Here is a 23,075-nt window from a genome sequence, read left to right on the forward strand (position 1 = left end):
TGGGTAATTGAGAACGACTCAAGCCGTAGTTCAAATTTTCAAGTGGATTTATCTGGTGCGTTTCATCTCATGAAAACGCCCTACTTTTTCAACAATTTGGGTGTGTGGGCTTCGTCGATGCCTGCTAGGCGGATAGCGTTACAACCGAGTTTGAAGGCGAAATCGTAGGGTTTATTGGCTCCAAGAGCGGTGTAGAAACCAACGGCAAATTCGATCGCAGCTCCATCTCCAATTTTTCGATCCATACCGATGACGTAGTTGATGTGTTGAGATATGGCATGTGCCTGTGTTTCGCTGTAGCAGGCATTGAGAACCACGCATTCAAGGCGATCGCTAAATAGTGCAAATAGATCGGATAAGGCTTCACCGCTAATCAGTTTAGGATTACCGTCAATATCTTCAAATACTAGTCCTGCTTCGTCGCCGCCATGTCCTGAGAAATGGATGATTTGCGGATCGAAGTCTAGGATTGATTGCTGAATATCTCTAGGGCGAACGGCGACAGTGCTTTTGATTGGTTCTGTTCCATAACCTGCGAGGCGTAGACGTTCTTTGATGTCGCGTTCTTCTTCTTGTAGTCGCAAAGGATTAGTGTTTTTGGGATTGGCGGCTAGAAGAAGAATCGTTTTCATGGATTTAGTTGCGCTGTTGGTTTTATTTGGTGGTGATGCTTCAGGTGCAGGGTTTTGACTGAGATTATTGTTTTGAGTTCCAATATTGTTGCCTGCGGGGTTTACATTGCCAGTTATTACCTGTCCTGTTTCTGCGTAGAAATGATATGTGTCACCTCGGTTTTCAGCTTTCTCTTGGCGCGATCGCCTATCTTCGATACCATCAAGTAATTCACGGATATTGTAATCGCGATCGCTATTAGAATAATCTGTTTTCCCTCTTTTTTCTAGCTTGAGTAAATGATCGTAGCTAACACTTTCTTTCGGTTTATCGGGCAGACAGACTCGCTCATCGGGCGTTAGTTTCGGGCGATCGTGGATTTGGTCAAAGGTGTGACGAATGATCGAGAGGAAACTGCGGCGAGTCGGGGAGTTACCAGAAATGTGAATAAAGATTTTTGCATCTTCGAGATCGGCTTTGACATAGGCTTTATTTCCTTCTTTGTTGGCAAGGATTACGCCTGTGCGCCAGTAGGTTCGATAGTTAGTGCGGGCGATGAGGTCGTGACTTTTGACGATGAAACGCGAGATGACGCTATTCGGTAAGACTTTATCGTAGTGATATTCAAAATTGAGGCATTCTTTCCATTCGCCTGTGTCTGGTTCGTTTTTGGGTAAGAGATCAGGAATTAGATAGTCTGGATAGTCTTGATGGTTATGGTCTTCCATTGGGAAGCATAGCTCGAACTTTTCCATCATCCTAAGTATGAATTGACGCGATTCTTCGGTGGGATAATCGTCCCGATCTTTGCGAGATGTTGGTTGAAAGATTCGCGCTGAGTCCTGCCAATGCAATACGCCCTTATGTTCAGTCATCAGCAGGTTATCATTAATCACTCTGTATGCGCCGACTGTGACCCATTCGGGATTGAGAACGTTGGTATCTTTGAGGCGTTTGTCATCGGCAAAGTTGAGAACGATGCCTAGTTCGTGCAGGAGGCGGACGAGGGTATGGCGCGATGATTCTCTAGTGATGCCTGTTTCGATGCATTTTTGATCGTATTCCTGATAGGTGATGTAGTCGCGATCGTCCCGTTCGAGTTTGTCCTTGAGGTTTAGCCATTTGACGGGTATGGGATCGAAGACATGGGGCATTTCGTTGGCGATGATTGCGGTGATTTTTTGTTTGAGTTCGCCAATTCCTAACCCTGTGGCGCAGGATGTGCCAATAAAGCCTTTGATGTTGGGATATTTGGTTTGCAAGCCGTGGCGATCGAGGTCGAGGGGATGGTCATCGATTTTATTACCGACAATGATCACGGGGGCTTGATTTCCGAGACTTTCAACTAGTTTCAGCCAATATTCGATGCGATTGGCAAGTTCGTCTTCGCGGGTGTTGATCACCAATAGATAGAGGCTGCGCTCGGTGAGAAAGAACTGATGGGTGGCGTGCATGATTTCCTGTCCGCCAAAGTCCCAAACCCGCAGTTTCACCTGTTCATTTTTGGCTGTAATCTGCCAATTCCGAATATTAATGCCATCGGTTTTGCGTTCGTCTGCATTAAATTGATTGTCGAGTAAGCGCTTGACCAGTGAGGTTTTGCCTACGGTTCCCTGTCCAACTAATATCACTTTCGCTTCGTTTAATGGCTGTCTTTCTCGCTCCAACCAAAAATCAAAAATCGCTTTAGGATTTTTATAATCATAAAGAATCTCTGGCGGAATAGGTAAAGGATTATTCTGTAGATTGAGTTTTTTAAGTTTAGTTAACTGATATAAAGTATCAGGAATTACACGGATTTGATTGTCAAAGAGAGATAGCTCTTGAAGGTTAGAGAGTTGGATAATTACTTCAGGAATTATACTGATTTGATTGTCAAAGAGAGAAAGCCTTTGGAGACTAGAGAGTTGAGATATTGCATCAGGTATAACGCTGATTTGATTACTACCAAGAGTAAGCTCACGAAGTCTAGAGAGTTTAGAGATTACATCAGGTATAACGCTAATTTGATTTCCCCATAGATAAAGGAACTGGAGATTAGAGAGGGAAGAGATTGTATCTGGTATGTCCCTGATTGCATTATCTCCAAGGTTAAATAATTGAAGATTGATGAGTTGAGTAATTTCATCAGGTATAACATTTATTTGATTCTTACGAAGAAAAAGTGATTGAAGGTTAGAGAGTTGCGTGATCGCGTCTGGTATCGCCGTGATTTGGTTGTCAGAGAGGTCAAGCGTAGCCAGATTTGCTAAGTTGGCTATCGCGTCTGGTATCGCCGTAATTTGGTTGCTTTCGAGGTTAAGCGTAGTCAGATTTGATAATTGCCCGATTGCGTCTGGTATCGCCGTAATTTGGTTGTTATAGAGGGAAAGCGTAGCCAGATTTGCTAAGTTGGCTATCGCGTCTGGTATCGCCGTAATTTGGTTGTTATAGAGGGAAAGCGTAGTCAGATTCGCTAAGTTTGCGATCGCGTCTGGTATCTGCGTAATTTGGTTACATGAAATGGATAGTTCTTTGAGATTGGTTAGTTGAAAAATCTCTTGAGGAATAGCAGTTAAACGATTTCCTATACCTCCTTCTAAACGATTTCCTATACCTCCTTCCCCCATAACCCACTTACCTAAAATCAACTTTTCCAGACTTTGCAACCGTCCAATTGCGCTGGGTAAGCTTTCCAGACCATTCCCCGACAGATCGAGTTCCGTCCAGCCCTCTCGTTCTGCTTGTGCGATTATTGCCAATAACTCTGCATCATTCATAAGGAAAAAGTAGAAAGTAAAAAGGAAAAAAATTAATTAGCGGTGATGGATTGCTTATTGTCTTGTGCGAACTTAATACACTTCATCATGGGAACCAACATTTAACAAAACAATCTCTTCTTCATTCGTTTGTTCATTCTTCTCAATAGAGAAAATAATCCGACAATCATATCCACAAGAACAAGCCCGTAAACCATCATACTCACCCTTTAGCCGATGCGACATCAAACTAGGCGCAAACACATCTTCCGTCATTTGTAACATCGTCCTCTCCACCTGTCTCTGTAAACCCACATTACGCTGCACAAACTTTTTCAGCGACCTCTTAAATTTAGAAGTCAAAATCAGCTTTCTCATGCATCCTCAGAACTATCCAAATAACTACGCAGATCGGCGATCGCTTCCTCCGCAGTCTGAGCCTTTAAATCTCCAGAGCGATACTCAGTCAAACCCTCACGACATTCCTCTAGAATTTGCCGCCTTCTCACCTCAGCATTACGTTTTCTGAGAATATCAATTAACATTTCCTGCTGATCGATTGACAACTGACTAACCGCATCAAGCGCACTTTCAAACGTAATCATAATTCACCCTACATGCTTGCGGATTTTTGACAATTCGCGAAATAGACGCTTTCACCTCATTCAAGAAACGAGAACCCAATCCCACAGAACTTTTCTCATAAAACGCGATCGCTAGTTTCAATTCGTCTCTAGCTGGAGATAAAAACTTGACATCCATGATTTAAAGTAATGCCTCAATCTCAGCAAAAACCTTTTGTCCATCAATTGCCTCTATCTGACCAGATTGATAAGCAGTTAGGCGACTTTGAGACTCACGCAACCAAGCCAAATCGATTTCTTCACGATCTGACGAATCAAGGCTGTGCCACAAAACATCAATCAAATGAATTCTTTCTGTAAAGTCAAGCTGCAAAGCTTGTTGAATTAAAATAGCGCCATCCATAAATTTATTTTTTTAATAAGGTGACATTACCCAATAATATCCTACAACTTTCAAAATCTTCATGCCGATACCAAAGCGACCTCAACCTCCTCAGACCGCCAAGCCGCATAGGACAACGCCGCCGTAATATCCTCTTTCTCTAAATAAGGATAAGCCTTTAAAATTTCTTCAACCGAATGTCCAACTGCCAATAGTCCAACCAATGTACCCACAGTCACCCGCATTCCACGAATACAAGGCTTACCACCCATCACTTGAGAATCCAATGTAATTCGCGCTAAATGTTTCATAGTTTTTGCTGGTTACGAAAGAAGACTAGTATATTTTATCCAACTGCAAAATCTGTAAACTGGCGCATATAAATTGAATGAAAACCATTAACAATATTCTGCTTAGGAATCCCCATCTCTGCAAGCCTAAGAGAAATATCAAATTCCGTTCCATTATGTTGCACCCAAATCTTCCCATCCTTGATATCTAAATGTACGACACAACCATAGATACGATGATGATTGCGCCAACCGACATGGACTAGTTGATAATGATCTCGTACTGCATCAAAAATCAACTGCGACTCAACCTCACCATTTGCCGAACCATAACTTGCCAATTCCGTCAGCAAATCTTGAATCTTTTGGCGATACTCATCTAGTTTTGCCATTTTATAATCTCCTGCTGCTCTGGCATCATTTTTCATTTTTACGCTCTGTAGCAATTATTCGCTCAGCCCCCAAATCCACATACAAAGAGCCTAACCCAAACTCCAGAGCCAGAGGATCGTGAGTTATCTGCCAATTCTCTCTTTCTAAAGCTATTTTGACAGCATCATGAAAAATATCGCGTGCAGACATGATTTATTTTAAATTCTCAGATTCTTGGTTAACTTGGCGATCGCCCAACTCAAATGCCAGAAATTCCACAAAGCGGAGTAATTGTTGCTGCTGATCTGTTGGTAATTTCTGCATTTTATTTAGAACTTTCTCTAAAGCAGTCATTCTCTGAATCCTCCTGCATATTGAGTTATTGATATCTTACAAGATTTTTTAGATAGGCGATCGCATGACCAAGGAAAAAGTAGAAAGTAAAAGAGATATACTGATTTCTCGATAGCGGAATCTCCTGAAACTCTTCAAGCGAATTAGATAGAAAGAAATCACTCCAGTTCTCTCATGCGAAGTCAAAAGAGAAGTATTTATCGTCGGCTGAACCCAAGTTAATATTAATTCCCGAAAGTATCGCCGCACTTTCGGGAATTAAAAATCAAACGCAGTAAGATTTTTAAAAGCTCAAAATGGCATAGCCATTTTGAGCTTTGATATAACATGGAGATCTAGATCAGGTAATGCCTGTAATGCTCTATTGAATACTCAACCGTTAGAAAAATTTCATGAACGATCGCTTAATTCGCGCCCTCACCGCCGACGGACGAGTCCGTGTCATTGGCGTGAATATTACCCAATCCCTCAATGAGGCTCATCGCCGCCATCAGTTATCAGCGATCGCCACAGCAGCACTTGGTCGTGTCATGGGGGCAAGTTTACTGCTCGCCTCAAATATGAAGCAATCTCAAGCCAGAGTAAATGTCAGAGTGGCAGGTGATGGTGGGCTGGGCTTAGTCTATGCCGATGCAGGATTTGATGGGACAGTACGCGGTTTTGTCACTAACCCCAAATTTGAATTGCCTCCGCTTGATGATGGTCAACAAAACGTTAGCCAAGGAGTTGGACATACAGGCTTTTTCAAGGTTATGCGCGATGTTGGCTATGGCGAACCCTACAGTAGCACCGTCGAGTTAATTGCAGGTGATATCGCCAACGATGTTGCATGGTACTTAGCGTCATCAGAGCAAACTTATTCTAAGCTCATGCTTACAGAAATAATTGATCAAGATCGTGACGAGGCTCCTGTAAAGGTTGCTGCGGGAATTTTATTGCAGATTATGCCTAAAGCCACGCTTCGGGCTGCAAAGACCGCCAACCTCTCTCAAGAAGAGTTACTGAGCCAACTAGAGGCAAAAAGTGATATGCAAAAATTCATGGAGTTGCTACTCCAAGGCAAAGCGATCGCAGAGGTGATGACCGAGATATTTGCCGATATGCATCTCGATATTTTACCCATGAGTAAAGATGTCACATTTAGTTGTCCTTGCTCCATCGATCGCGTGTTAGCAGCAATGAAAATGTTTGGTGAAGAAGATTTGCGATCGATGATTGCCGAGGACAAAGGTGCGGAAGCAACTTGCCATTTCTGTGGTGAGATTTATCACGCCACCACTGAACAGCTAAATAATTTACTTGCAGATTTGCAGGTTGAGGCAAAAGCCTAGCACTCTTCTTGTAGGGTGCATTAGCGCAGCGTAACGCACCATAAACTTTTGGATGGTGCGTTACGCTATCGCTAACGCACCCCACGGTCTACATTAATTTATCAATTCCCATAATCCTTAAAAAACTATGACAGTTAACGCACAAATTGGCATTATTGGCGGCAGTGGACTCTACAAAATGTCTGCCCTGACTGATATTCAAGAAATTAATATTGATACTCCCTTTGGCAAAACTTCAGATGCATTTATCTATGGCAAATTGTCTGGAACCCCTGTGCTATTCCTTGCTAGACATGGGCGATCGCACCATTTGCTCCCCACAGAAGTCCCCTATCGCGCCAATATCTACGCCCTTAAAAGTCTAGGCGTGGAATATATCATTTCTGCCTCAGCAGTTGGCTCCTTACAAGAATATGCCAAGCCTTTAGATATTGTCTTACCCGATCAATTTATCGATCGCACCACTAGCCGTATATCGACATTCTTTGGTGAAGGAGTTGTTGCCCATGTTGCCTTCGCCGAACCAATTTGCAAATCTCTTCTCGCAGTATTAGCTTCATCGGCTGAAGCAGTAGATTTGGGGCGAAACAAAGTCCATAAAGGCGGTATTTATCTTTGTATGGAGGGGCCAGCTTTCTCGACTAAGGCAGAATCGCTACTTCATCGTAGTTGGGGCGCTAAGGTCATTGGCATGACTAATGTCACAGAGGCAAAGCTTGCCCGCGAGGCAGAAATTTCCTATGCTACGATCGCATTGGTTACTGATTATGACTGCTGGCATGATGATCATGAGAGTGTAACTGTGGAAATGATCATCCAAAATTTACATAAAAATGCAGTCAATGCTCAAACCGTAATTCAAAATGCTGTAGCAAAAATCGCAGCTAATCCTCCAAAATCTGAAGCCCATCATGCTTTGAAAACTTCAATCTTGACAGATTTGAGTAAGGTGTCTGACGCAAGTCGCGATCGCTTAAAAGTGATTCTGCAAAAGTATCTTTAATCTCACCACCTAATACCTAAATATTAAGGAGCCAAATCAAAATGACACAACCCTTAACTCTTGATGGTGTCGCCAACGATTTAGATACAGTCAAAGACATCATGTTTACCCTTGCAAGGCAGTATGAACGAATTGATCGCACAGTCGATCAAGTGGCTACACAGCAAAAAGCTAATACTGAGGCGATCTCTGACCTGACAAGGTTCATGATGCAGCTAGGCGAAACAATGGCAAGTACACAAGCTGACATTAGACAGATGCAGTCTGATGTTAGAGAGATGCAGTCTGAAGTTAAAGGCTTACAAGTTGAAAACCGTAGGATTTTGCAACATATCTTTAAGGATGAGTTTTAGAGTTGCCAACAGCCAGTAACAAAAAAGCCTCGCAAAGCGAGGCTTTTTTGTTAGAGATACTTTTTTAGGAGCCAAGTCCTTTGACTGTATCAAAGAAGAAACGGGCATTATCTTCAGGAGTGGTGGGCAAAATGCCATGTCCGAGGTTCATGATATGTCCCTTATTACCAGCCTTGGCAATAACTTCCATGATCCGTTCTCGAATATAGCTTTGCTCAGCAAATAGAACGCAAGGATCAAGGTTACCTTGTACAGGAATGTGACGACCAATGCGATCGCGCGCGTCAGCCATATCAACTGTCCAGTCAACACTGACAATATCCACGCCAGACTTAGACATTAGGTCTAGGACACCTGCACTACCGCTAATGTAGAGGATCAATGGGGTATCAGGATACTTTGCCTTAACCTTATCGACAACCATTTTTTGGTAAGGCAGTGCAAAAGTTTTATAATCAGTTGGGCAAAGATGTCCTGCCCAAGAGTCGAACATTTGGACAACTTGAGTACCACACTCGATCTGGTGGATCACATAAGTGCCGACCATTTCGGCAATTTTAGTCAAAAAGCTATGGATGATCGCAGGTTCTTTATATGCCAAAGCTTTGATTACAGAATAATCCTTAGAACCTTTGCCTTCAACTGAATAGGCGGCTAATGTCCAAGGTGCACCCACAAAACCAAGAATAGTCGCTTGATCTTTAACTTCTTCTTTGATCGCACTTAAAATCTTGCGAATAAAGGGAACGGCGGTGTCGGGATCAAATTCGGTGAGAGCATCTACTTGAGCTTGAGTCCGAATTGGCGACTCGATAATTGGACCACGGCTTTCGATGATGTCAAAGTTAATGCCGATACCTGTAAGCGGAGTGAGGATATCGGAGAACATAATCACGCCATCAGGTTGAAAAGCGCGAAATGGTTGCAAAGAAATTTCAGCGGCGAGTTCAGGGATTTCCGATCGCTCTCTAAACGTTGGATATTTGTCGCGCAAATCACGATACACCTTCATGTATCTTCCTGCTTGGCGCATCATCCATACTGGTGGACGATCCAGTACTTCACCTCTTGCTGCCCTTAGCAAGCGATCATTTCCTCCCATAATCAACTCTTTCCTGTGTTTTTAAACTTTTTTATGATTGTGCCTTTGAATTATAGAACGTGACGTACCAGACACCAATAAAGACAAGTGGGGCACTTGTCGCCCCGATGGTTATTCGTCATTGCCAAATCCTAGAGATAGCCATCGGTTCATGTCCAAATTTAGACTTTATTTAACTTCTGATTGCGATTTGACTACTTATACTTTCTTTAAGATATGTTATTAATACTTAAGCTATAAAATCAAGAATCGGTTTTTGGGTAGCGCGGCTTCGTCGCACTGCAAAAAAAATGACTCTTGATTAAACCTTACTAAGTAAAAGTTTTGGCTAAATAATGGCTAGGTTTAAAAACAGTGATTAACGAAGGGGCAAATTTGACAAAGGACACTGATGTAGTTGCAGATACTACCTCAGACCAAGCATTGCGATCGCCTGAGACAAATTCGTCTCTACAAACTGTGTTAGCGATCGCTGTCACTTTTGTTATCGTCGTGCTCGCAATTGTCTTCTTGATATTACGTCCACCAATCGATCAATATACTCAATCAGTTTTAAACCTATCGGGAGATCCTGTGCAGGGACGCTCGATTTTTGTGATGAACTGTGTGGCTTGTCATGGGCAATGGGCTAATGGCAAAGTGGGTCCTAGTCTACATCATGTATCCGATCGCAAGTCGGATGTACGTCTAGTCCAACAGGTCGTAAGCGGCGAAACTCCTCCAATGCCACAGTTTCAACCTAGCCCTCAAGACATGGCAGATTTGTTGAGTTATCTCAAACAACTATAAAAAAAGCGGTGCTTCGCACCGCTTTTTTTATAGTTGGATTTTTAGTAATTCATCGATCCCCTTTTCAGCAACATCTAGCATTTGATTAAGCTGCGATCGCGAAAATGTTTCTGATTCAGCAGTACCTTGCACCTCGATCAATTTGCCAGTGCTATCCATGACCACATTGAGATCAACACTTACTGCCACATCTTCCTTGTAATCTAGATCCAAGATTGGCACACCATCTAACAAACCAACCGATACCGCTGTCACTGCTTTCTTAATCGGAGATCTGGTGATTTTGCCTTCAGAAAGTAGGCGATCGCAAGCTAATTTTAAAGCAACAAACCCACCTGTAATTCCACCCGTGCGCGTGCCACCATCAGCTTGCAGCACATCAATATCAACGGTAAACGTGTAATTTGCGATCGCGGTCATATCTAACGCGGCTCTGAGACTTCGACCAATCAATCTTTGGATTTCTTGAGTACGTCCCGATAGCTTCATCAATTCACGCTGTTGACGCGGAATCGTTGACGCAGGCATCATCCGATATTCCGCCGTTAGCCAACCTTGATTACTACCAGCTAGAAATTTGGGTACACCTTCCTCGATGGAAACAGTACAGATCAATTGGGTATCACCAAATTTTGCCAACACTGAACCCGCAGGTGCTTTCGTAAAATTTCTCTGCAAATGCACAGGACGCAGTTGATCCCAAGCTCTCCCATCAGGACGTTGGATAATCGGTAAATCGCTCATAATCACAGTCTGGCTGTTTGTAAAATCGATCCAATCATATAGCAAGCAGTTGATTCTAGAGTTTTTAGATGTCGCCAGTCATAAGAAACAAAAGAGAATGGCGAAGCCAAGCATTGAATTACAGCGCTTTGCGCTCAAACCCAAAAATAATAAGCGGATCAAAGCTTCGCCTAAAAATGTAGTGCTAAGGATAGGCGGCGCTTCGCGCCGCCTATCCTTAGCACTACATTTTTTGTTATTTTTTCTTGTCGCCCTTTTTAGAGGGAAGTTCGCGCTGTATAGGCAAAATTGGACGTTCATTAGGATTGAGTTCAATTGCCTTGGAAAAAGCGGCGATCGCTTCTTTCTCTCGTCCCATACTTCTTAGTAATAATCCTTTCGCTCCCCACGCGTCGGCACTGTTTGGATCTAATTTTATCGCCTCTTCTACTTTTACTAAGGCTTCTTGTGGTTTATTATTGCGATTGAGAATCAGCGCTTGGGCAAGTAGTTCTTCAACAGATAAGGGAGTTGGGGCTGCGGTCGGGGAAGGAGTAACTTTTGGAGATGCTAATGGAGCGATCGCAGTTGGAGTCGGCAAGTTACTCACTACAGGACTAATGGGAACTTCGGGTGCATTCTTTGCGGTCTTGCTAAGGATTGCCATAACAATTAACAGCAACAAAGCTACTCCACCTGTAATCCAAATCCAGAGCTTTGGTGACTGGCGATTTGCTGCTGTAAAAGGAATGGGCTGAGAAGAAGTCGGATAATTTTGTTGTGGCTCTGGAAACTTCGTTACAACTTGCGGTGACGTAATGAGAGTTTCTGCATTATTGGTGAGATTGATGCTATTACTAACAACTGTTGGTAAATCATGTTCCGTAACTTTAGGCAAAGAGGCGATCGCTGCTAGTACTTCTGAGGCAGTCTGATAACGCTGGCGAAAGTCGTAGCGTACCATTTTGTCAAGAATATCCAGAAATTGTGATGAGTAAGCGCCCTGAATGCGATAGCGCCAAACTAATTCGGCAGTATCAGGATGCTCATCAAACAAGCGTGGCTCTGCTCCAGTGATTGCTTGGATCGCCATCATCCCTACAGCATAAATGTCACTACTAAAGCGCGGCTTGCCATTGAGCTGCTCGATTGGCATATACCCAGGAGAACCGATCGCAATCGTCAGATTTGTATTGCCTTGAGGGTCAATTGCTAGGCTGCCAATTTCTTTGACTGCACCAAAATCGATCAAGACAATTTTGCGATCGCTGTTACGACGAATTAAATTGGCAGGCTTGATATCGCGATGGACAACGTTGCGCTCGTGTACATATACGAGTATTTCTAATACTTCTTTGATCAAGTCGATCACGACGAATTCGGGAGATCGCTTGCCATTACCAATCTCCTGCGTGAGATCTGTGCCGTCAGCAAATTCTTGGACTAGATAAAATTCTTCGCCTTCCTGAAAGTGGGCAAGTAAACGCGGAATGCGATCGTGCGAACCCAATGAGTAGAGCATCTCGGCTTCTTGATCGAAGAGACGCTTGGCGGTTTCTAGTATAAAAGGTTCATTCGAGACAGGCTTGAGTTGCTTGACCACACAGGTCGGATGGGTTGGCAAATCAATATCTTCAGCCAGATATGTTTGCCCAAAGCCACCACCACCAAGGTGACTAATAATTTTATAATGCCCTCTAAGTATGGTGTTTATCACATTTGCTCTGCGGGTTATTGCTAAAAGTCTACAGTTATTATCGCAAAGACTCACTAGCTAAAGTTTTATTGTTGCAAATTTTGTTATGAATTTATGCAAACATTTGCTAGTATATAAATCGCTCTTTGAGCAGACGAGTAAATTTAGGGTGACTGGCGCAGTGGTAGCGCATCGGACTCTTAATCCGCTGGTCCTGGGTTCGAATCCCAGGTCACCCATTATTAAAATAGAGCAGTAGCGCGAAACACTACTGCTCTATTTTATTTTATTTGATTAGATTAGATTACAAAAAAAGAAAAGCGAGTGCAAAGCACTCGCTTTTCTTTTTTGTGATTAGAGAACCACACCCTTAGGAGCAGGAATAGAAGGTTGCAAATACATCGTCAGGAACTGGACACCATTATTTACAAGATGAGGCAACTTCTGAATCTTTTTCATCCATTCAGGAGAATTAGATTCGTCGATCTTTACTAGTTTGGCATTGTTCTCTTCGCATTTCTTGAGACAATTCCAGAACTTAGGATTTTCCATGTTGATGATTACAGGGAAAGCCTTCGCAGCATCGCGATTGGTTTCACGCAATACTTCATCAACATATTTTCTCGTATCCATGCCGATGGATTCATAGAACTCATTACGAACACAGATATCATTGAGATACATCGTCGCAAATACTGATAGCAAGAAGAACTTGCTCCAGAGCTTAGCTCTAAGCCCGTTAATATTTTTCTTGTCGCTACGAAGCAGTAAACTACAGAAATCACCATGACGGCTCTCGTCTTGACACCAATTTTCAAAGAAATTGAAGATTGGATAAATCCGATATTCAGGATGAGCAAGGAAATGTTGGTGAATCTTGATATAGCGCCAGTATCCAATCTTTTCGGATAGATAGGTGGCGTAGAAAATAAACTTCGGTGCGAAGTAGGTATATTTCTTGGTTTTGGATAATGTCGAAAGATCTAGTTGCAGATCGAAATCTGGCATAGCCTTGTTTAAGAAACCTGCATGACGGGCTTCGTCACGACTCATTAAGCTGAAGATTTCAGCCATGAGTGGGTTCTTGTCTTTGATTTTGACAGCAATTTCTTTGTAAAGGAGAAAGCCAGAAAATTCTGAGGTGCAAGATCCTTCTAGGAATACACGAAAATGCTCTCTCACTTTTGGATCAATATGATCCCATGACTGATTGAAATCAGCAGTACGGACAAAGTGACGACGATTGTAGTCAAATTTGAATTCTTCGAGGATCGCTTCGTAATCTGGAGTGAGATCGAAGATTTGCATCTTCGCCATTGCTTCAAAGTCTGTAGTGTAGAAGCGTGGGGTCAAGATACTATCACGTCGGCCAGTCCCATTAACCTTTTGTTGGTTTGACTGGCTTACATCGGGTTTAGAAGGAGTAGCTACCATAGTCTTGTGCTGTTCTCTTTTACTTAATTTGGGGCTGCTAAAGGATTTTGTTGATAAATTGCAGTTTAAATACCTATCTGACTGCCTATTTTACGACTAGTCTCTAATTTATGGGTAGTTATATCTAGAAAATAAGGTTTGCTTGTTAAGAACTATTAAGGAAATCTGTGTTTGTGCAAAATAAATTCCCAAAGCCCGTAAAGTTGCGCCCCTGCGGGGCGCAACTTTACGGGCTTTGGGCTTGTAAATTATGCCTAGCTACTTACAGCGCTTTGCGCTGTAAGCTTGCTAATTTTTGATTGCTGCGTCAATTGTTTCGATGGTGAGAGATCGCAATAAACTCACCTGAGCCGACGGTGTGGAGATATTGGCAAAATATGTAGGTGTGAGGTAATCCGCAAAACTAATTTCTTGAACTAGATGGGTTTTGAAAAAGGCAACACTCAACAACTTGAGATAGTCCTGCGACTCGATCGCACTTGAACCAGCCAAAACATTACTGACTTCAGGACTGAGGCGATCGCTTGATGTGATTGCCGTAACCGCAGTATGCCCAGCTTTGTTTAGCAATACTAAATATCGATTTGGCGAGGTTAACCATGTAAAAGGCACAATTTGCTCGGAAACCACAGGGGCAAAAGTATCATCTGAACTACCAACGATCGCGATCGGGACAGTGATTTTACTCAAAGCAGCTTTACCCAAAACATGACTAGTCACGGGGTTAACTGCGATCGCCGCTTTGATGCGTGAATCTCCTAATTTGTAGGTTTGGTTTGGCAACCCTAGTGCCACGCATTGCAATAACAGCGAAGCATTCCACTTATATTTGCCTTGACAAGCTTCCGCCAAATCAGCAAATTGGATTTGGGCATCACTGACTAAAGCGAGAGCCGCATAGCCACCAAAAGAATGTCCAACCATGCCCACGTTTTGCCAATTGATATTAGTTGCCTGTGGAGATTTCTCTAGATAATTTAGTACCGCCGTTATATCCTGTGGACGTTCAACAAAGCTTTCTGGCGGCGCAATCTCACTAGCTACGCCAATAATCAGTTTATCTAACTGCTCATCACTACTATTTGGTGAAATAGTCAGCACCACAGCAAAACCATAGGAGGCGAGATGTTCAGCAAGATAGAGAAATGGTTCACGATTAGAGAGTAGTCCAGGATAGAGGACGATCGCAGGTGTGGGTGCAGACTTATTGGTCAGTTTAGGGACAAATAAATAAAAGGGAATTTCATATCTATTATCTAGAGCTGGCGCTTTGAGACTATACCGCTCCCATTGACTTTTACCTTGATCCCGCAAATCAGCTAACTGAATCGGTGAAGGTGCTGGCGTTACCGATCCTGCTTGCTTAGTGGCTTCAGCATTGACCATTTGCACAACTTTTTGGGTGTTTTGCAACAAGTCGCTTAATTCCCCAACTGTTTGCAGCCCTTCTTGAATATCGAAATAAATATCTGATGTGGGGAATTTTCGTAGGAAACCGAGCAAAGATAAACCGTTCTGCTTGTCGGCTGTTGCCAAAACTGCCGCCGCTCGGATAGCGCGATTACCCGATAGATTTGGGCCAGTTTTAATAAACTCACCTAAGATATCTAACGCTCTTTCTCCTTGTGATGTGTATAAGAATCTCGACAATAGAGAGATAGGAACATCGGCTCGCTCTGTGAGGATACGCCGAAAGTTTGCCATGTCTGGCGCAGAAATATAACGCGATGCCATGTCCAGCGCACCACGTAACTCGCCAGTTTTCGAAAAATTCTCTAGGTCATCAACAGATACAGAAACTTCAAAAATATTAAATCGGAAATTGACGGTTTCGGCGGCTTCGCTAGAATTAGCGATCGCCCCTCCTGCGATCGTACTCAGCAAAATCATTAGAGTCACAGATCTAGGAGCCAATCGGCGTGAAATATTTGTGATCTTGTCTGTGAGATATTTCATATGTAGGTTTATCTGTGAGATATCTCCTAGAAACTAGCACAACATTCACAAAACCCTGAAAATAGAGGTAATGATCTAGCTATTCAATCACAGTGTTTTACGCTCAAATCCAAACCAATAGATTTGGGGAAAAGTGTTGTAAATCAACACTTTTCCCCAAATCTATTGGTTCGTTTTCAACAAATGATGTAGTACCAATCCACAGAAGTGTTGTCACAAGTTTGCGAGCTAAAAACCAAGCCCTGTAAAGGTCTTAAAAACAAAAAACGGCTTAGCATTTTTTGTCTGGGCATAAGTAGCTAAGAAGGATACTCAGTAATCCTCTTACCCCTTTCCGATACATAAAACAATACAAATGTTAATATTCATCAATTTTGCCCCAATCGCTCTGGTGGCAATGCTAACATCCAAAGTAGTTAAACCTCGATTAAATAAAGCTTTAGGAGCGTATTTTGACATTACGAGTTGCTGTTGTAGGCGGCGGGCCTGCGGGTTCATGTGCTGCTGAAACACTTGCCAAAGCAGGAATTGAGACCTACATATTTGAGCGTAAACTGGACAACGCCAAACCCTGCGGTGGAGCAATTCCTCTATGTATGGTTCAAGAATTTGATCTGCCTGACGAAATCATCGATCGCCGTGTTCGCAATATGAAGATGATCTCTCCAAGCAATGTGGAGGTAGACATCAAATTGGATAATCCCGATGAATATATCGGTATGTGTCGCCGCGAAGTTTTAGATGCATTTTTACGCGAACGCGCTGCCAAACTTGGTGCAAAGCTGATCAATGGGCGCATTCTTGATATTAAGATTACCGAAAATGGCAAGAAGCCTTACGTTCTCAGCTATTCAGATTTTGCTGAAGGTGGCAACGAAGGGATTATGCGTACTCTTGAAGTCGATCTGATTGTTGGAGCTGATGGTGCTAACTCAGTTGTCGCTAAAGCAATGGATGCTGGCGACTATAACTATGCGATCGCCTTCCAAGAGCGTATTCGCATTTCTCCAGACAAGATGGAGTATTACAAAGATTTAGCCGAGATGTATGTCGGTGATGATGTTTCGCCCGACTTCTACGCATGGGTATTCCCCAAATACGATCACGTTGCGGTTGGTACTGGCACAATGCACAAGAACCAACGCCTGATCAAGAAGCTCCAAGCAGGCATCCGCGCCCGTGCTTTACCCAGAATCGAAGGCGGTGAAGTAATTAAAGTCGAAGCACACCCAATTCCTGAGCATCCAAGACCTCGCCGTGTTGTTGGTCGGATTGCCCTAGTTGGTGATGCAGCAGGCTACGTCACCAAGTCTAGCGGCGAAGGTATTTACTTTGCAGCTAAGTCTGGACGTATGTGTGCTGAAGCGATCGTGGAGTTTGCTGAAGGGGGCAAACGTATTCCTACTGAATCTGACCTTAAGGTTTACCTCAAGCGTTGGGATAAACAGTATGGCTTAACCTACAAGGTTCTCGACATTCTCCAGAACGTGTTTTACGCCACCAACGCCACCCGCGAAGCCTTTGTGGAGATGTGTGCTGATAAGGATGTACAAAAACTCACCTTTGATAGCTACCTCTACAAAACCGTTGTGCCAGCCAATCCTTTCACACAACTGAAGATTACTGCCAAGACAATCGGTAGTTTGCTGAGAGGCAATGCTCTAGCACCTTAATCAAAAAGGAGCGCGTAATGCGCTCCTTTTTTGTCTCGTTATTAGATATTACCCATATGCCATTTAGCAACTTCAAAAGTCTGGGAGCAACTGTCAAAGAATTGCAGGTGATCTATAACGAAGCAAACTTTGTCTCCCAAGCAGTATTTCCTGTGTCTGAATACTTTCAGCAAGACCTAGAATATGTGATGCGTGAAGGAGTATTTAATAATTCCGAATTTGCAATTTGTGAAAACTTAATTTATCCAATCCTCAAAGAAGTTTGGAAAGCCTATAGCAGCAAGTTCACACTCTGGAGTCATCAGATGCTAACCTGCGACGATGTGCTATCAGGTTATCCTGAGTACGTTCTGGCGAGACGATCGCCTCTTGGTAAAATTGTCTTTGACAAGCCCTATTTGCTAATCGTAGAGGCAAAACAGGACAATTTCGACTGGGGATGGGGGCAGTGTTTAGCCGAGATGGTGGCAGCACAGCGTTTAAATGAGGAATCTGCGATCGCCATATTTGGGATTGTCTCTAATGGCATAAATTGGGAGTTTGGCAAGTTAGAAGGCAACAGGTTTACTCATCATCCTGCCCCATCGACTATTTTTGAGTTAAAAAGTTTGTTTGCTATGGTTAACTATCTTTTTCAGCAAAGCGAGATTCAGCTCTCTATGTACCAAGAAATGGCTGCATGAAGCACAAAAAACTCATAAAGACGCAAAGCATCTCTATGAGTTTTTTGTGGCTTAACAAAGCACAGCTATTTAGCCGTGCTTTGTATAATTATTTGCTGCTTTGACCTTCTTCACGGCTAGATGTTTGGATATACAGTGTCAACAAGAAGACGGTAGGTACAAATACGGCTAGGACAGTAGCTAGAAGACCAAGAAAATTAGTTTCCATAAATTTGACTTTGATTGCTGATTTTTAAATATTTTGATGACTGCTAATATTCTAAGTTCAAAATTGATTAGTCTTACGAAAAATTTAAAAAACCCAAAAAGAAGGTGACGCAGAGCGTCACCTTCTTTTTGAGAGATTAGGCTTCCCAGAGCTTGCTGATATTTTTTTCGAGACGCTCTTCGGCTTCAGCAAATACTTGCGCTGAGTTATCAAGCATTTCACCAGCATGAAGCTCAAGGATCTTGGTAGACAGAGCAATGCGATCGCGTGATTCATCGATATCCACAACTACAGCCTTGATCATGTCATTGATTTGAAATATGCGAGTAGGATCGCTGACAGGCTTTTGGCTCATTTCCTTGACATGTAACAGTCCTGAAACTCCAGAGAACTCAACAAATGCACCAAAAGGACGAATGTTAGTTACTTTACCAGTCACGAGTTGTCCCTTAGCAATTTGGTTCATCGCCGCAAGTTTGGCGGCTTGACGGTTAGATAGCACCAGCTTTTTGCGAGTCTCATCAGCATCTAAAACCATCACAGGCAGAATTTTACCAATCAGTTTCGCGAGATCTGAAGTGTCAGAAAGATGAGATCGCGGTACAAATCCCCTTAGACCAACAGAGTCTACGATTACACCGCCGCTATTTGTGCCAATTACCCGACATTCAAAGACTTTTGACTCTGCTTGGTAATCACGTAGGGTCTGCCAAGCTTGCTTGAATAACAAACGGCGAACCGATAGCTTTACCTCACCATCAGCATTTTGACTACTAATGATCAGAAATTCGTACTCATTTCCGATCGGGAACGCATCACTATTAGAGCGCGAAGCACCACTAAGAGTTGCTTCTTCGATGGGGAGAAAACCTAAAGACTTTGCGCCAATATCGACATAAATGCCACTACTTTCAACTGACACAACCTTTCCCCTCACCGTTTGCCCAACGGCAAATTCGTAGTTATGTTCGGCGAGGGCGTTGGCAAAATCGTCGGCAGAAAATGGCTGAATATTTGTTGTGGCGTTCATGGATATGAATATGCGTAGCGTTGCTTGCGTGTATTTTATTGTAATTGTCTCATAGCGCTATAAAGAATATGAAGTAAATCTATCTTTCTCTAAAATTGCTACGCTTCTTAACAATAAAACCAAAAGATTAGAGCCGCGCTTCGCGCGGCTCTAATCTTTTGATTTTATTGGTTACTATATTTTATTGATGATTTTTTGGCGATCGCTAATTATATAAATCACAAACAGTATGACTATTACCAAATCAATTATCACCGCAGTTCCTGCTTGACCAAGATATTGTCTACCGTAAATCAGTACTAAACTAACGAAAGTCAGCTTACTAATAATTGAAATAACCACAATTAACGAACGGTTTAAGTCGTTAAATGCCCCATATATTTGCATCGCTCCCACAAGAGTTATTAGAGCACCCCAGTTACGGACAATGATTTCAGAAAGCTGACCTTCAAGAGCAGCACCAAAGAAAGAATTCAGCGCAGCTTGCGGTGCGATCGCTGCATAAAACAATGTACAGGTCAGCAACCCAGACACAAGCATAATCCACTTAATCTTGTCAGCAATCCAATTCATTGTTTTTCTTTTCTGAATAAAGTTTTCATCTAGCAGTTGCCAGTTAATCTTGCACTAAAACCCAGAAGAATAGTTGCGGCGCAACTATTCTTCTGGGTTTTAGTGCAATGCTGTTTTTACTTAGGTCATAAAACCCAAATAAATAAAGGTGGCGCTTTGCGCCACCTTTATTTATTTGGGTTTTGATTTGTCAAAGCTATCTCTTGCATTGATATATCCGTATAACAGGTATTGAGCTAATGCATTAGACTAGTTACATAGTTAAGTCAACCGATTACCGCATCGACGGGGCAATAAGGAGCGACAGGCAGTGATGTCTTCTGGAAAAAAAATCTTTTTGGCAAACTTTTGGCGACGAGTCAAAACAACGGTCGTAAGTTTAGCCATATTGCAAAGTGTAGCGACCACCTTACCAGTATCCGCACAAACAGATACGGAAAGCGTTGTGACCATCAGCTACACCGAACTGCTTGCAAATGTGAAAGAAAATCGAGTTCAAAAAATCGATTTAGAAAGCAATGGTCTAGCGGCGGAAGCGGTTTTAAAAGATGGGCGAAAGGTCAGGGTTGACTTAATTGCCCGTGATGGCAATACCGAGTTAATGAAGACCTTACGCGAAAATGGTGTCGATACAGCGGTGAAAGCTCCTCAGCAGCCAACCTTAATTTGGCAATTGGTGAGTACATTTTTTGTGCCCATGCTACTGATTTTTATATTGCTAATGGTGTTACGCCGCCTCAGCAATGCTCCTGGAGGACCTGGACAGACCCTCAGCTTTGGCAAGACTAAAGCAAGATTCTCGCCCGAAGCAAAAACAGGAATCATGTTTGAAGATGTGGCTGGGATTGATACGGCAAAGGAAGAATTACAGGAAGTCGTCACATTTCTTAAACAACCCGATCGCTTTACCGCAGTGGGCGCAAAAATACCTAAAGGCGTTTTGCTGATTGGGCCTCCAGGGACAGGTAAGACTTTATTAGCTAAGGCGATCGCAGGGGAGGCGGGAGTTCCATTCTTCTCGCTGTCTGGCTCAGAATTTGTAGAAATGTTTGTGGGTGTGGGTGCTTCCCGCGTCCGTGATTTATTCCAAAAAGCCAAAGATAATGCTCCTTGTATTATTTTCATTGATGAAATTGATGCAGTCGGTCGGCAACGTGGATCGGGCATCGGCGGCGGCAATGATGAGCGTGAGCAAACCCTCAACCAGATGCTCACGGAAATGGACGGATTTCAAGGTAATTCGGGAGTGATTGTGGTTGCTGCAACTAATCGTCCTGATGTGTTGGATAGCGCTTTGCTAAGACCAGGTCGTTTTGATCGCCAAATTACAGTTGACTATCCCGACTATAAAGGTCGTCAAGAAATCCTCAAAGTTCATGCCCGCAATAAAAAACTTGAAGAAAATGTCTCACTAGAATCTGTTGCCCGTTTAACACCCGGATTTGCTGGTGCTGATTTGGCAAACTTGTTAAACGAAGCCGCCATATTGGCAGCTCGTCGTTACAAAGAGGCGATTGGTGAACTAGAAATTGCCGATGCAATTGATCGCATTACCATTGGTTTAACCATGAAGCCAATGCTTGATAGCTCCAAAAAACGTCTGGTTGCCTATCACGAAGTTGGTCATGCCTTAGTTATGACTTTACTTAAGAATGCATCTTTGCTCGACAAAATAACCATTGTGCCACGCTCTGGTGGTATCGGTGGATTTGCTAAAGGTGTCCCCGATGAAGAATATGGTTTAGAATCGCGATCACAGATTTTAGACACAATTACGATGATGCTCGGTGGTAGAGCTGCTGAAGAAGTAGTCTTTGGCGATGCCGAAATTACCACAGGGGCATCGGGCGATTTCCAGCAAGTTGCAAGGTTAACGCGATTGATGGTTACTCAGTTTGGGATGTCAGATTTAGGATTAGGCGCTCTCGAAAGTGAAAGTGGCGAAGTCTTTTTAGGACGTAATATGATGCCTCAAAATGATTATTCGGTCAAACTAGGCGATCGCATTGATCGACAAATTCGTCAGATTGCGCAGTCTTGTTACGATACAGCCAAGCGCTTAATCGAAGAAAATCGTGACTTGTGCGATCGCCTAGTTGATATTTTGCTGGATGTAGAGACTTTAGACGGCGAAGAGTTTCGCAAAATAGTTGCAGAATACACGAAAATACCTGAAAAGAAGACTGCTTCAGTCAAGTTCTAAAACAAAAAAAGAATGAGCGCTGGGCGCTCATTCTTTTTTAAAGAGATTTAAAGGGAGCGCTTAGCGCTCCCTTTTTTATGTGACGGCTAATTTCTGGAGCTTGACTTCAAAGCGTTCCCAAGGTTTAGGCTCGATCACCTGTGTGGAAATATTATTTTCTGTAAATAGCGATCGCAAAGAATCCATCGTTCCTTCTGCCTTGAGGATGTTTAGCAAGAAACCGCTATAGGTCAAATCACCACCTGCGGCAGTTGGCAACATCACTTGAGGCTTGAGCCACTTTGCTACCTGCACAGCGCCTTGCTGCCCCTTGATTACAGTACCAACCAGTGGCAACTTCAAATCAATCGTGGGTGTAATAACTACATCAACAGGCGCAAATTCCTGAATTGCGGCAGCATGATAGCCGTGAGGTTCGTAATAAATAGAAGTTCCTTCCAGGAGATCTTTCAAAATATACCCATTCTCAAAAGTATTTGGTCCCGTGGGCGAACCCATCACAGCTCTAATTTCTAGGAGATTGGGAATGCTGAATACTTCACCATGGGCAAGAGATGTAACTTGTTGATAGTCCATTTGTTTAACCAGCTTTGCGGCACTGGGTGAACCCACTACAGGAATTTGGTGATCAAGTTGCTTAAGTGTTGCGGGATGAGCGTGATCAGGTAAGCCCTGTGACAATAAAATCAAATCAATATTTGGGGGGGTTTCTCTTGGGGTATTTCGCTCAGATTTGAAAAACCACGCAGCATTACCAAACATCAGCGCATCAACCAGCCAAGGATCAAGCAAAATGCGTTTGCCTGCAATCTCGATTAGCCAAGAGTTACTGTCTAGCCATGTTAGGTACATATTTTTTGCGTTGTTTTTGCATTAGATTAAGTTTCTACACAATATTGTAACGAATTGTTTACGATCCAAAAGATAGAGACTTAGCAAAGCGCAGTTTCTATCTTTTGACATAAAAAACCCGCAGGAGGCATTCT

24 protein-coding genes and 1 tRNA gene are annotated in these 23,075 nt (G+C 42.9%); 8 read left to right on the top strand and 17 right to left on the bottom strand.

All coding sequences use genetic code 11. The features are described from left to right. Positions 1–80: 80 nt before the first annotated feature. The 8 genes from PseudUWO311_RS06015 to PseudUWO311_RS23930 form a co-directional block, all read right to left on the bottom strand. Positions 81–3,371, bottom strand: coding sequence for a COR domain-containing protein (locus tag PseudUWO311_RS06015; RefSeq protein WP_142654307.1), 3,291 nt, complete (start codon positions 3,369–3,371; stop codon positions 81–83). Between the two features lie 72 nt (positions 3,372–3,443). Continuing rightward, complete coding sequence (locus PseudUWO311_RS06020) at positions 3,444–3,728, bottom strand: type II toxin-antitoxin system YafQ family toxin (RefSeq protein WP_126389052.1); 285 nt, start codon at positions 3,726–3,728, stop codon at positions 3,444–3,446. Continuing rightward, the gene (locus PseudUWO311_RS06025; RefSeq protein ID WP_142654308.1) at positions 3,725–3,955 is read right to left on the bottom strand and encodes a hypothetical protein; all 231 of its coding nucleotides are present in this window, start codon (positions 3,953–3,955) and stop codon (positions 3,725–3,727) included. Before PseudUWO311_RS06025 ends, PseudUWO311_RS06020 begins: the two co-directional genes overlap by 4 nt. 160 nt (positions 3,956–4,115) lie before the next feature. Further along, positions 4,116–4,337: an addiction module protein gene (locus PseudUWO311_RS06030; protein WP_142654309.1), complete on the bottom strand. Its 222-nt coding sequence runs from the start codon at positions 4,335–4,337 to the stop codon at positions 4,116–4,118. Between the two features lie 59 nt (positions 4,338–4,396). Then, positions 4,397–4,627 (bottom strand): DUF433 domain-containing protein, encoded by a 231-nt coding sequence (locus PseudUWO311_RS06035; protein ID WP_142654310.1) that lies wholly within the window; start codon positions 4,625–4,627, stop codon positions 4,397–4,399. Positions 4,628–4,662: 35 nt separating this feature from the next. Further along, positions 4,663–4,998, bottom strand: a complete 336-nt coding sequence (locus tag PseudUWO311_RS06040) for a XisI protein (protein WP_142654443.1) — start codon at positions 4,996–4,998, stop codon at positions 4,663–4,665. Positions 4,999–5,023: 25 nt separating this feature from the next. Then, positions 5,024–5,188, bottom strand: coding sequence for a XisH family protein (locus PseudUWO311_RS06045; protein ID WP_223807463.1), 165 nt, complete (start codon positions 5,186–5,188; stop codon positions 5,024–5,026). A 3-nt stretch (positions 5,189–5,191) separates the two neighbouring features. Then, entirely contained in the window at positions 5,192–5,332 is a 141-nt protein-coding gene (locus PseudUWO311_RS23930; RefSeq protein WP_190303413.1) for a hypothetical protein, read from the bottom strand. A gap of 392 nt (positions 5,333–5,724) precedes the next feature. On the opposite strand from PseudUWO311_RS23930, the gene hslO reads away from it, so the two are divergent. The 3 genes from hslO (at position 5,725) to PseudUWO311_RS06060 (ending at position 8,019) form a co-directional block, all read left to right on the top strand. Beyond that, the gene (hslO, locus tag PseudUWO311_RS06050) at positions 5,725–6,663 is read left to right on the top strand and encodes an Hsp33 family molecular chaperone HslO (protein ID WP_142654311.1); all 939 of its coding nucleotides are present in this window, start codon (positions 5,725–5,727) and stop codon (positions 6,661–6,663) included. A gap of 127 nt (positions 6,664–6,790) precedes the next feature. Further along, a complete protein-coding gene (locus PseudUWO311_RS06055; protein ID WP_142654312.1) occupies positions 6,791–7,666 on the top strand; it encodes an S-methyl-5'-thioadenosine phosphorylase in 876 nt (291 codons plus the stop codon). 41 nt (positions 7,667–7,707) lie between these two features. Further along, positions 7,708–8,019, top strand: a complete 312-nt coding sequence (locus tag PseudUWO311_RS06060) for a hypothetical protein (RefSeq protein WP_142654313.1) — start codon at positions 7,708–7,710, stop codon at positions 8,017–8,019. Between the two features lie 64 nt (positions 8,020–8,083). On the opposite strand, the gene hemE is transcribed toward PseudUWO311_RS06060, so the two are convergent. Then, entirely contained in the window at positions 8,084–9,121 is a 1,038-nt protein-coding gene (gene hemE / locus PseudUWO311_RS06065; protein WP_142654314.1) for a uroporphyrinogen decarboxylase, read from the bottom strand. A gap of 375 nt (positions 9,122–9,496) precedes the next feature. Here hemE and PseudUWO311_RS06070 point away from each other — a divergent pair, with 375 nt between their 5' ends. Continuing rightward, entirely contained in the window at positions 9,497–9,910 is a 414-nt protein-coding gene (locus tag PseudUWO311_RS06070) for a c-type cytochrome (RefSeq protein ID WP_142654315.1), read from the top strand. 27 nt (positions 9,911–9,937) lie between these two features. On the opposite strand, the gene rph is transcribed toward PseudUWO311_RS06070, so the two are convergent. Together rph and PseudUWO311_RS06080 are read right to left on the bottom strand one after the other, a co-directional pair. Beyond that, positions 9,938–10,654: a ribonuclease PH gene (rph, locus tag PseudUWO311_RS06075; protein WP_142654316.1), complete on the bottom strand. Its 717-nt coding sequence runs from the start codon at positions 10,652–10,654 to the stop codon at positions 9,938–9,940. Positions 10,655–10,889: 235 nt separating this feature from the next. Next, entirely contained in the window at positions 10,890–12,350 is a 1,461-nt protein-coding gene (locus PseudUWO311_RS06080) for a protein kinase domain-containing protein (protein WP_142654317.1), read from the bottom strand. 146 nt (positions 12,351–12,496) lie between these two features. On the opposite strand from PseudUWO311_RS06080, the gene PseudUWO311_RS06085 reads away from it, so the two are divergent. Next, positions 12,497–12,568: transfer RNA gene (locus PseudUWO311_RS06085), tRNA-Lys, on the top strand. Between the two features lie 115 nt (positions 12,569–12,683). Here PseudUWO311_RS06085 and acsF read toward each other — a convergent pair. After that, positions 12,684–13,763 (bottom strand): magnesium-protoporphyrin IX monomethyl ester (oxidative) cyclase, encoded by a 1,080-nt coding sequence (acsF, locus tag PseudUWO311_RS06090; RefSeq protein WP_142654318.1) that lies wholly within the window; start codon positions 13,761–13,763, stop codon positions 12,684–12,686. Positions 13,764–14,051: 288 nt separating this feature from the next. After that, positions 14,052–15,719 carry an alpha/beta hydrolase gene (locus tag PseudUWO311_RS06095; RefSeq protein ID WP_142654319.1) on the bottom strand — a complete coding sequence of 556 codons (1,668 nt, stop codon included), beginning with the start codon at positions 15,717–15,719 and terminating at the stop codon, positions 14,052–14,054. Positions 15,720–16,171: 452 nt separating this feature from the next. Between PseudUWO311_RS06095 and chlP the strand changes: the two genes are divergently transcribed. Together chlP and PseudUWO311_RS06105 are read left to right on the top strand one after the other, a co-directional pair. Then, complete coding sequence (chlP, locus tag PseudUWO311_RS06100) at positions 16,172–17,392, top strand: geranylgeranyl reductase (protein ID WP_142654320.1); 1,221 nt, start codon at positions 16,172–16,174, stop codon at positions 17,390–17,392. Between the two features lie 56 nt (positions 17,393–17,448). Then, positions 17,449–18,075: a hypothetical protein gene (locus tag PseudUWO311_RS06105; RefSeq protein ID WP_142654444.1), complete on the top strand. Its 627-nt coding sequence runs from the start codon at positions 17,449–17,451 to the stop codon at positions 18,073–18,075. 88 nt (positions 18,076–18,163) lie between these two features. Here the strand turns inward: PseudUWO311_RS06105 and psbM are convergent, their stop codons facing one another. The 3 genes from psbM to PseudUWO311_RS06120 form a co-directional block, all read right to left on the bottom strand. Next, positions 18,164–18,283 carry a photosystem II reaction center protein PsbM gene (gene psbM, locus PseudUWO311_RS06110; RefSeq protein WP_009625880.1) on the bottom strand — a complete coding sequence of 40 codons (120 nt, stop codon included), beginning with the start codon at positions 18,281–18,283 and terminating at the stop codon, positions 18,164–18,166. A gap of 136 nt (positions 18,284–18,419) precedes the next feature. Beyond that, entirely contained in the window at positions 18,420–19,313 is an 894-nt protein-coding gene (locus PseudUWO311_RS06115) for a S1 RNA-binding domain-containing protein (protein WP_142654321.1), read from the bottom strand. 174 nt (positions 19,314–19,487) lie between these two features. Further along, positions 19,488–19,886 carry a hypothetical protein gene (locus PseudUWO311_RS06120; RefSeq protein WP_142654322.1) on the bottom strand — a complete coding sequence of 133 codons (399 nt, stop codon included), beginning with the start codon at positions 19,884–19,886 and terminating at the stop codon, positions 19,488–19,490. 313 nt (positions 19,887–20,199) lie between these two features. Here PseudUWO311_RS06120 and ftsH point away from each other — a divergent pair, with 313 nt between their 5' ends. Beyond that, positions 20,200–22,089 carry an ATP-dependent zinc metalloprotease FtsH gene (gene ftsH, locus PseudUWO311_RS06125; RefSeq protein ID WP_142654323.1) on the top strand — a complete coding sequence of 630 codons (1,890 nt, stop codon included), beginning with the start codon at positions 20,200–20,202 and terminating at the stop codon, positions 22,087–22,089. Positions 22,090–22,164: 75 nt separating this feature from the next. Here ftsH and PseudUWO311_RS06130 read toward each other — a convergent pair whose 3' ends face one another. Next, positions 22,165–22,941 carry an MBL fold metallo-hydrolase gene (locus PseudUWO311_RS06130; protein ID WP_142654324.1) on the bottom strand — a complete coding sequence of 259 codons (777 nt, stop codon included), beginning with the start codon at positions 22,939–22,941 and terminating at the stop codon, positions 22,165–22,167. Between the last annotated feature and the right edge of the window lie 134 nt (positions 22,942–23,075).

The organism is Pseudanabaena sp. UWO311, from assembly GCF_006937785.1.
In the GTDB taxonomy this organism is placed as follows: domain Bacteria; phylum Cyanobacteriota; class Cyanobacteriia; order Pseudanabaenales; family Pseudanabaenaceae; genus Pseudanabaena.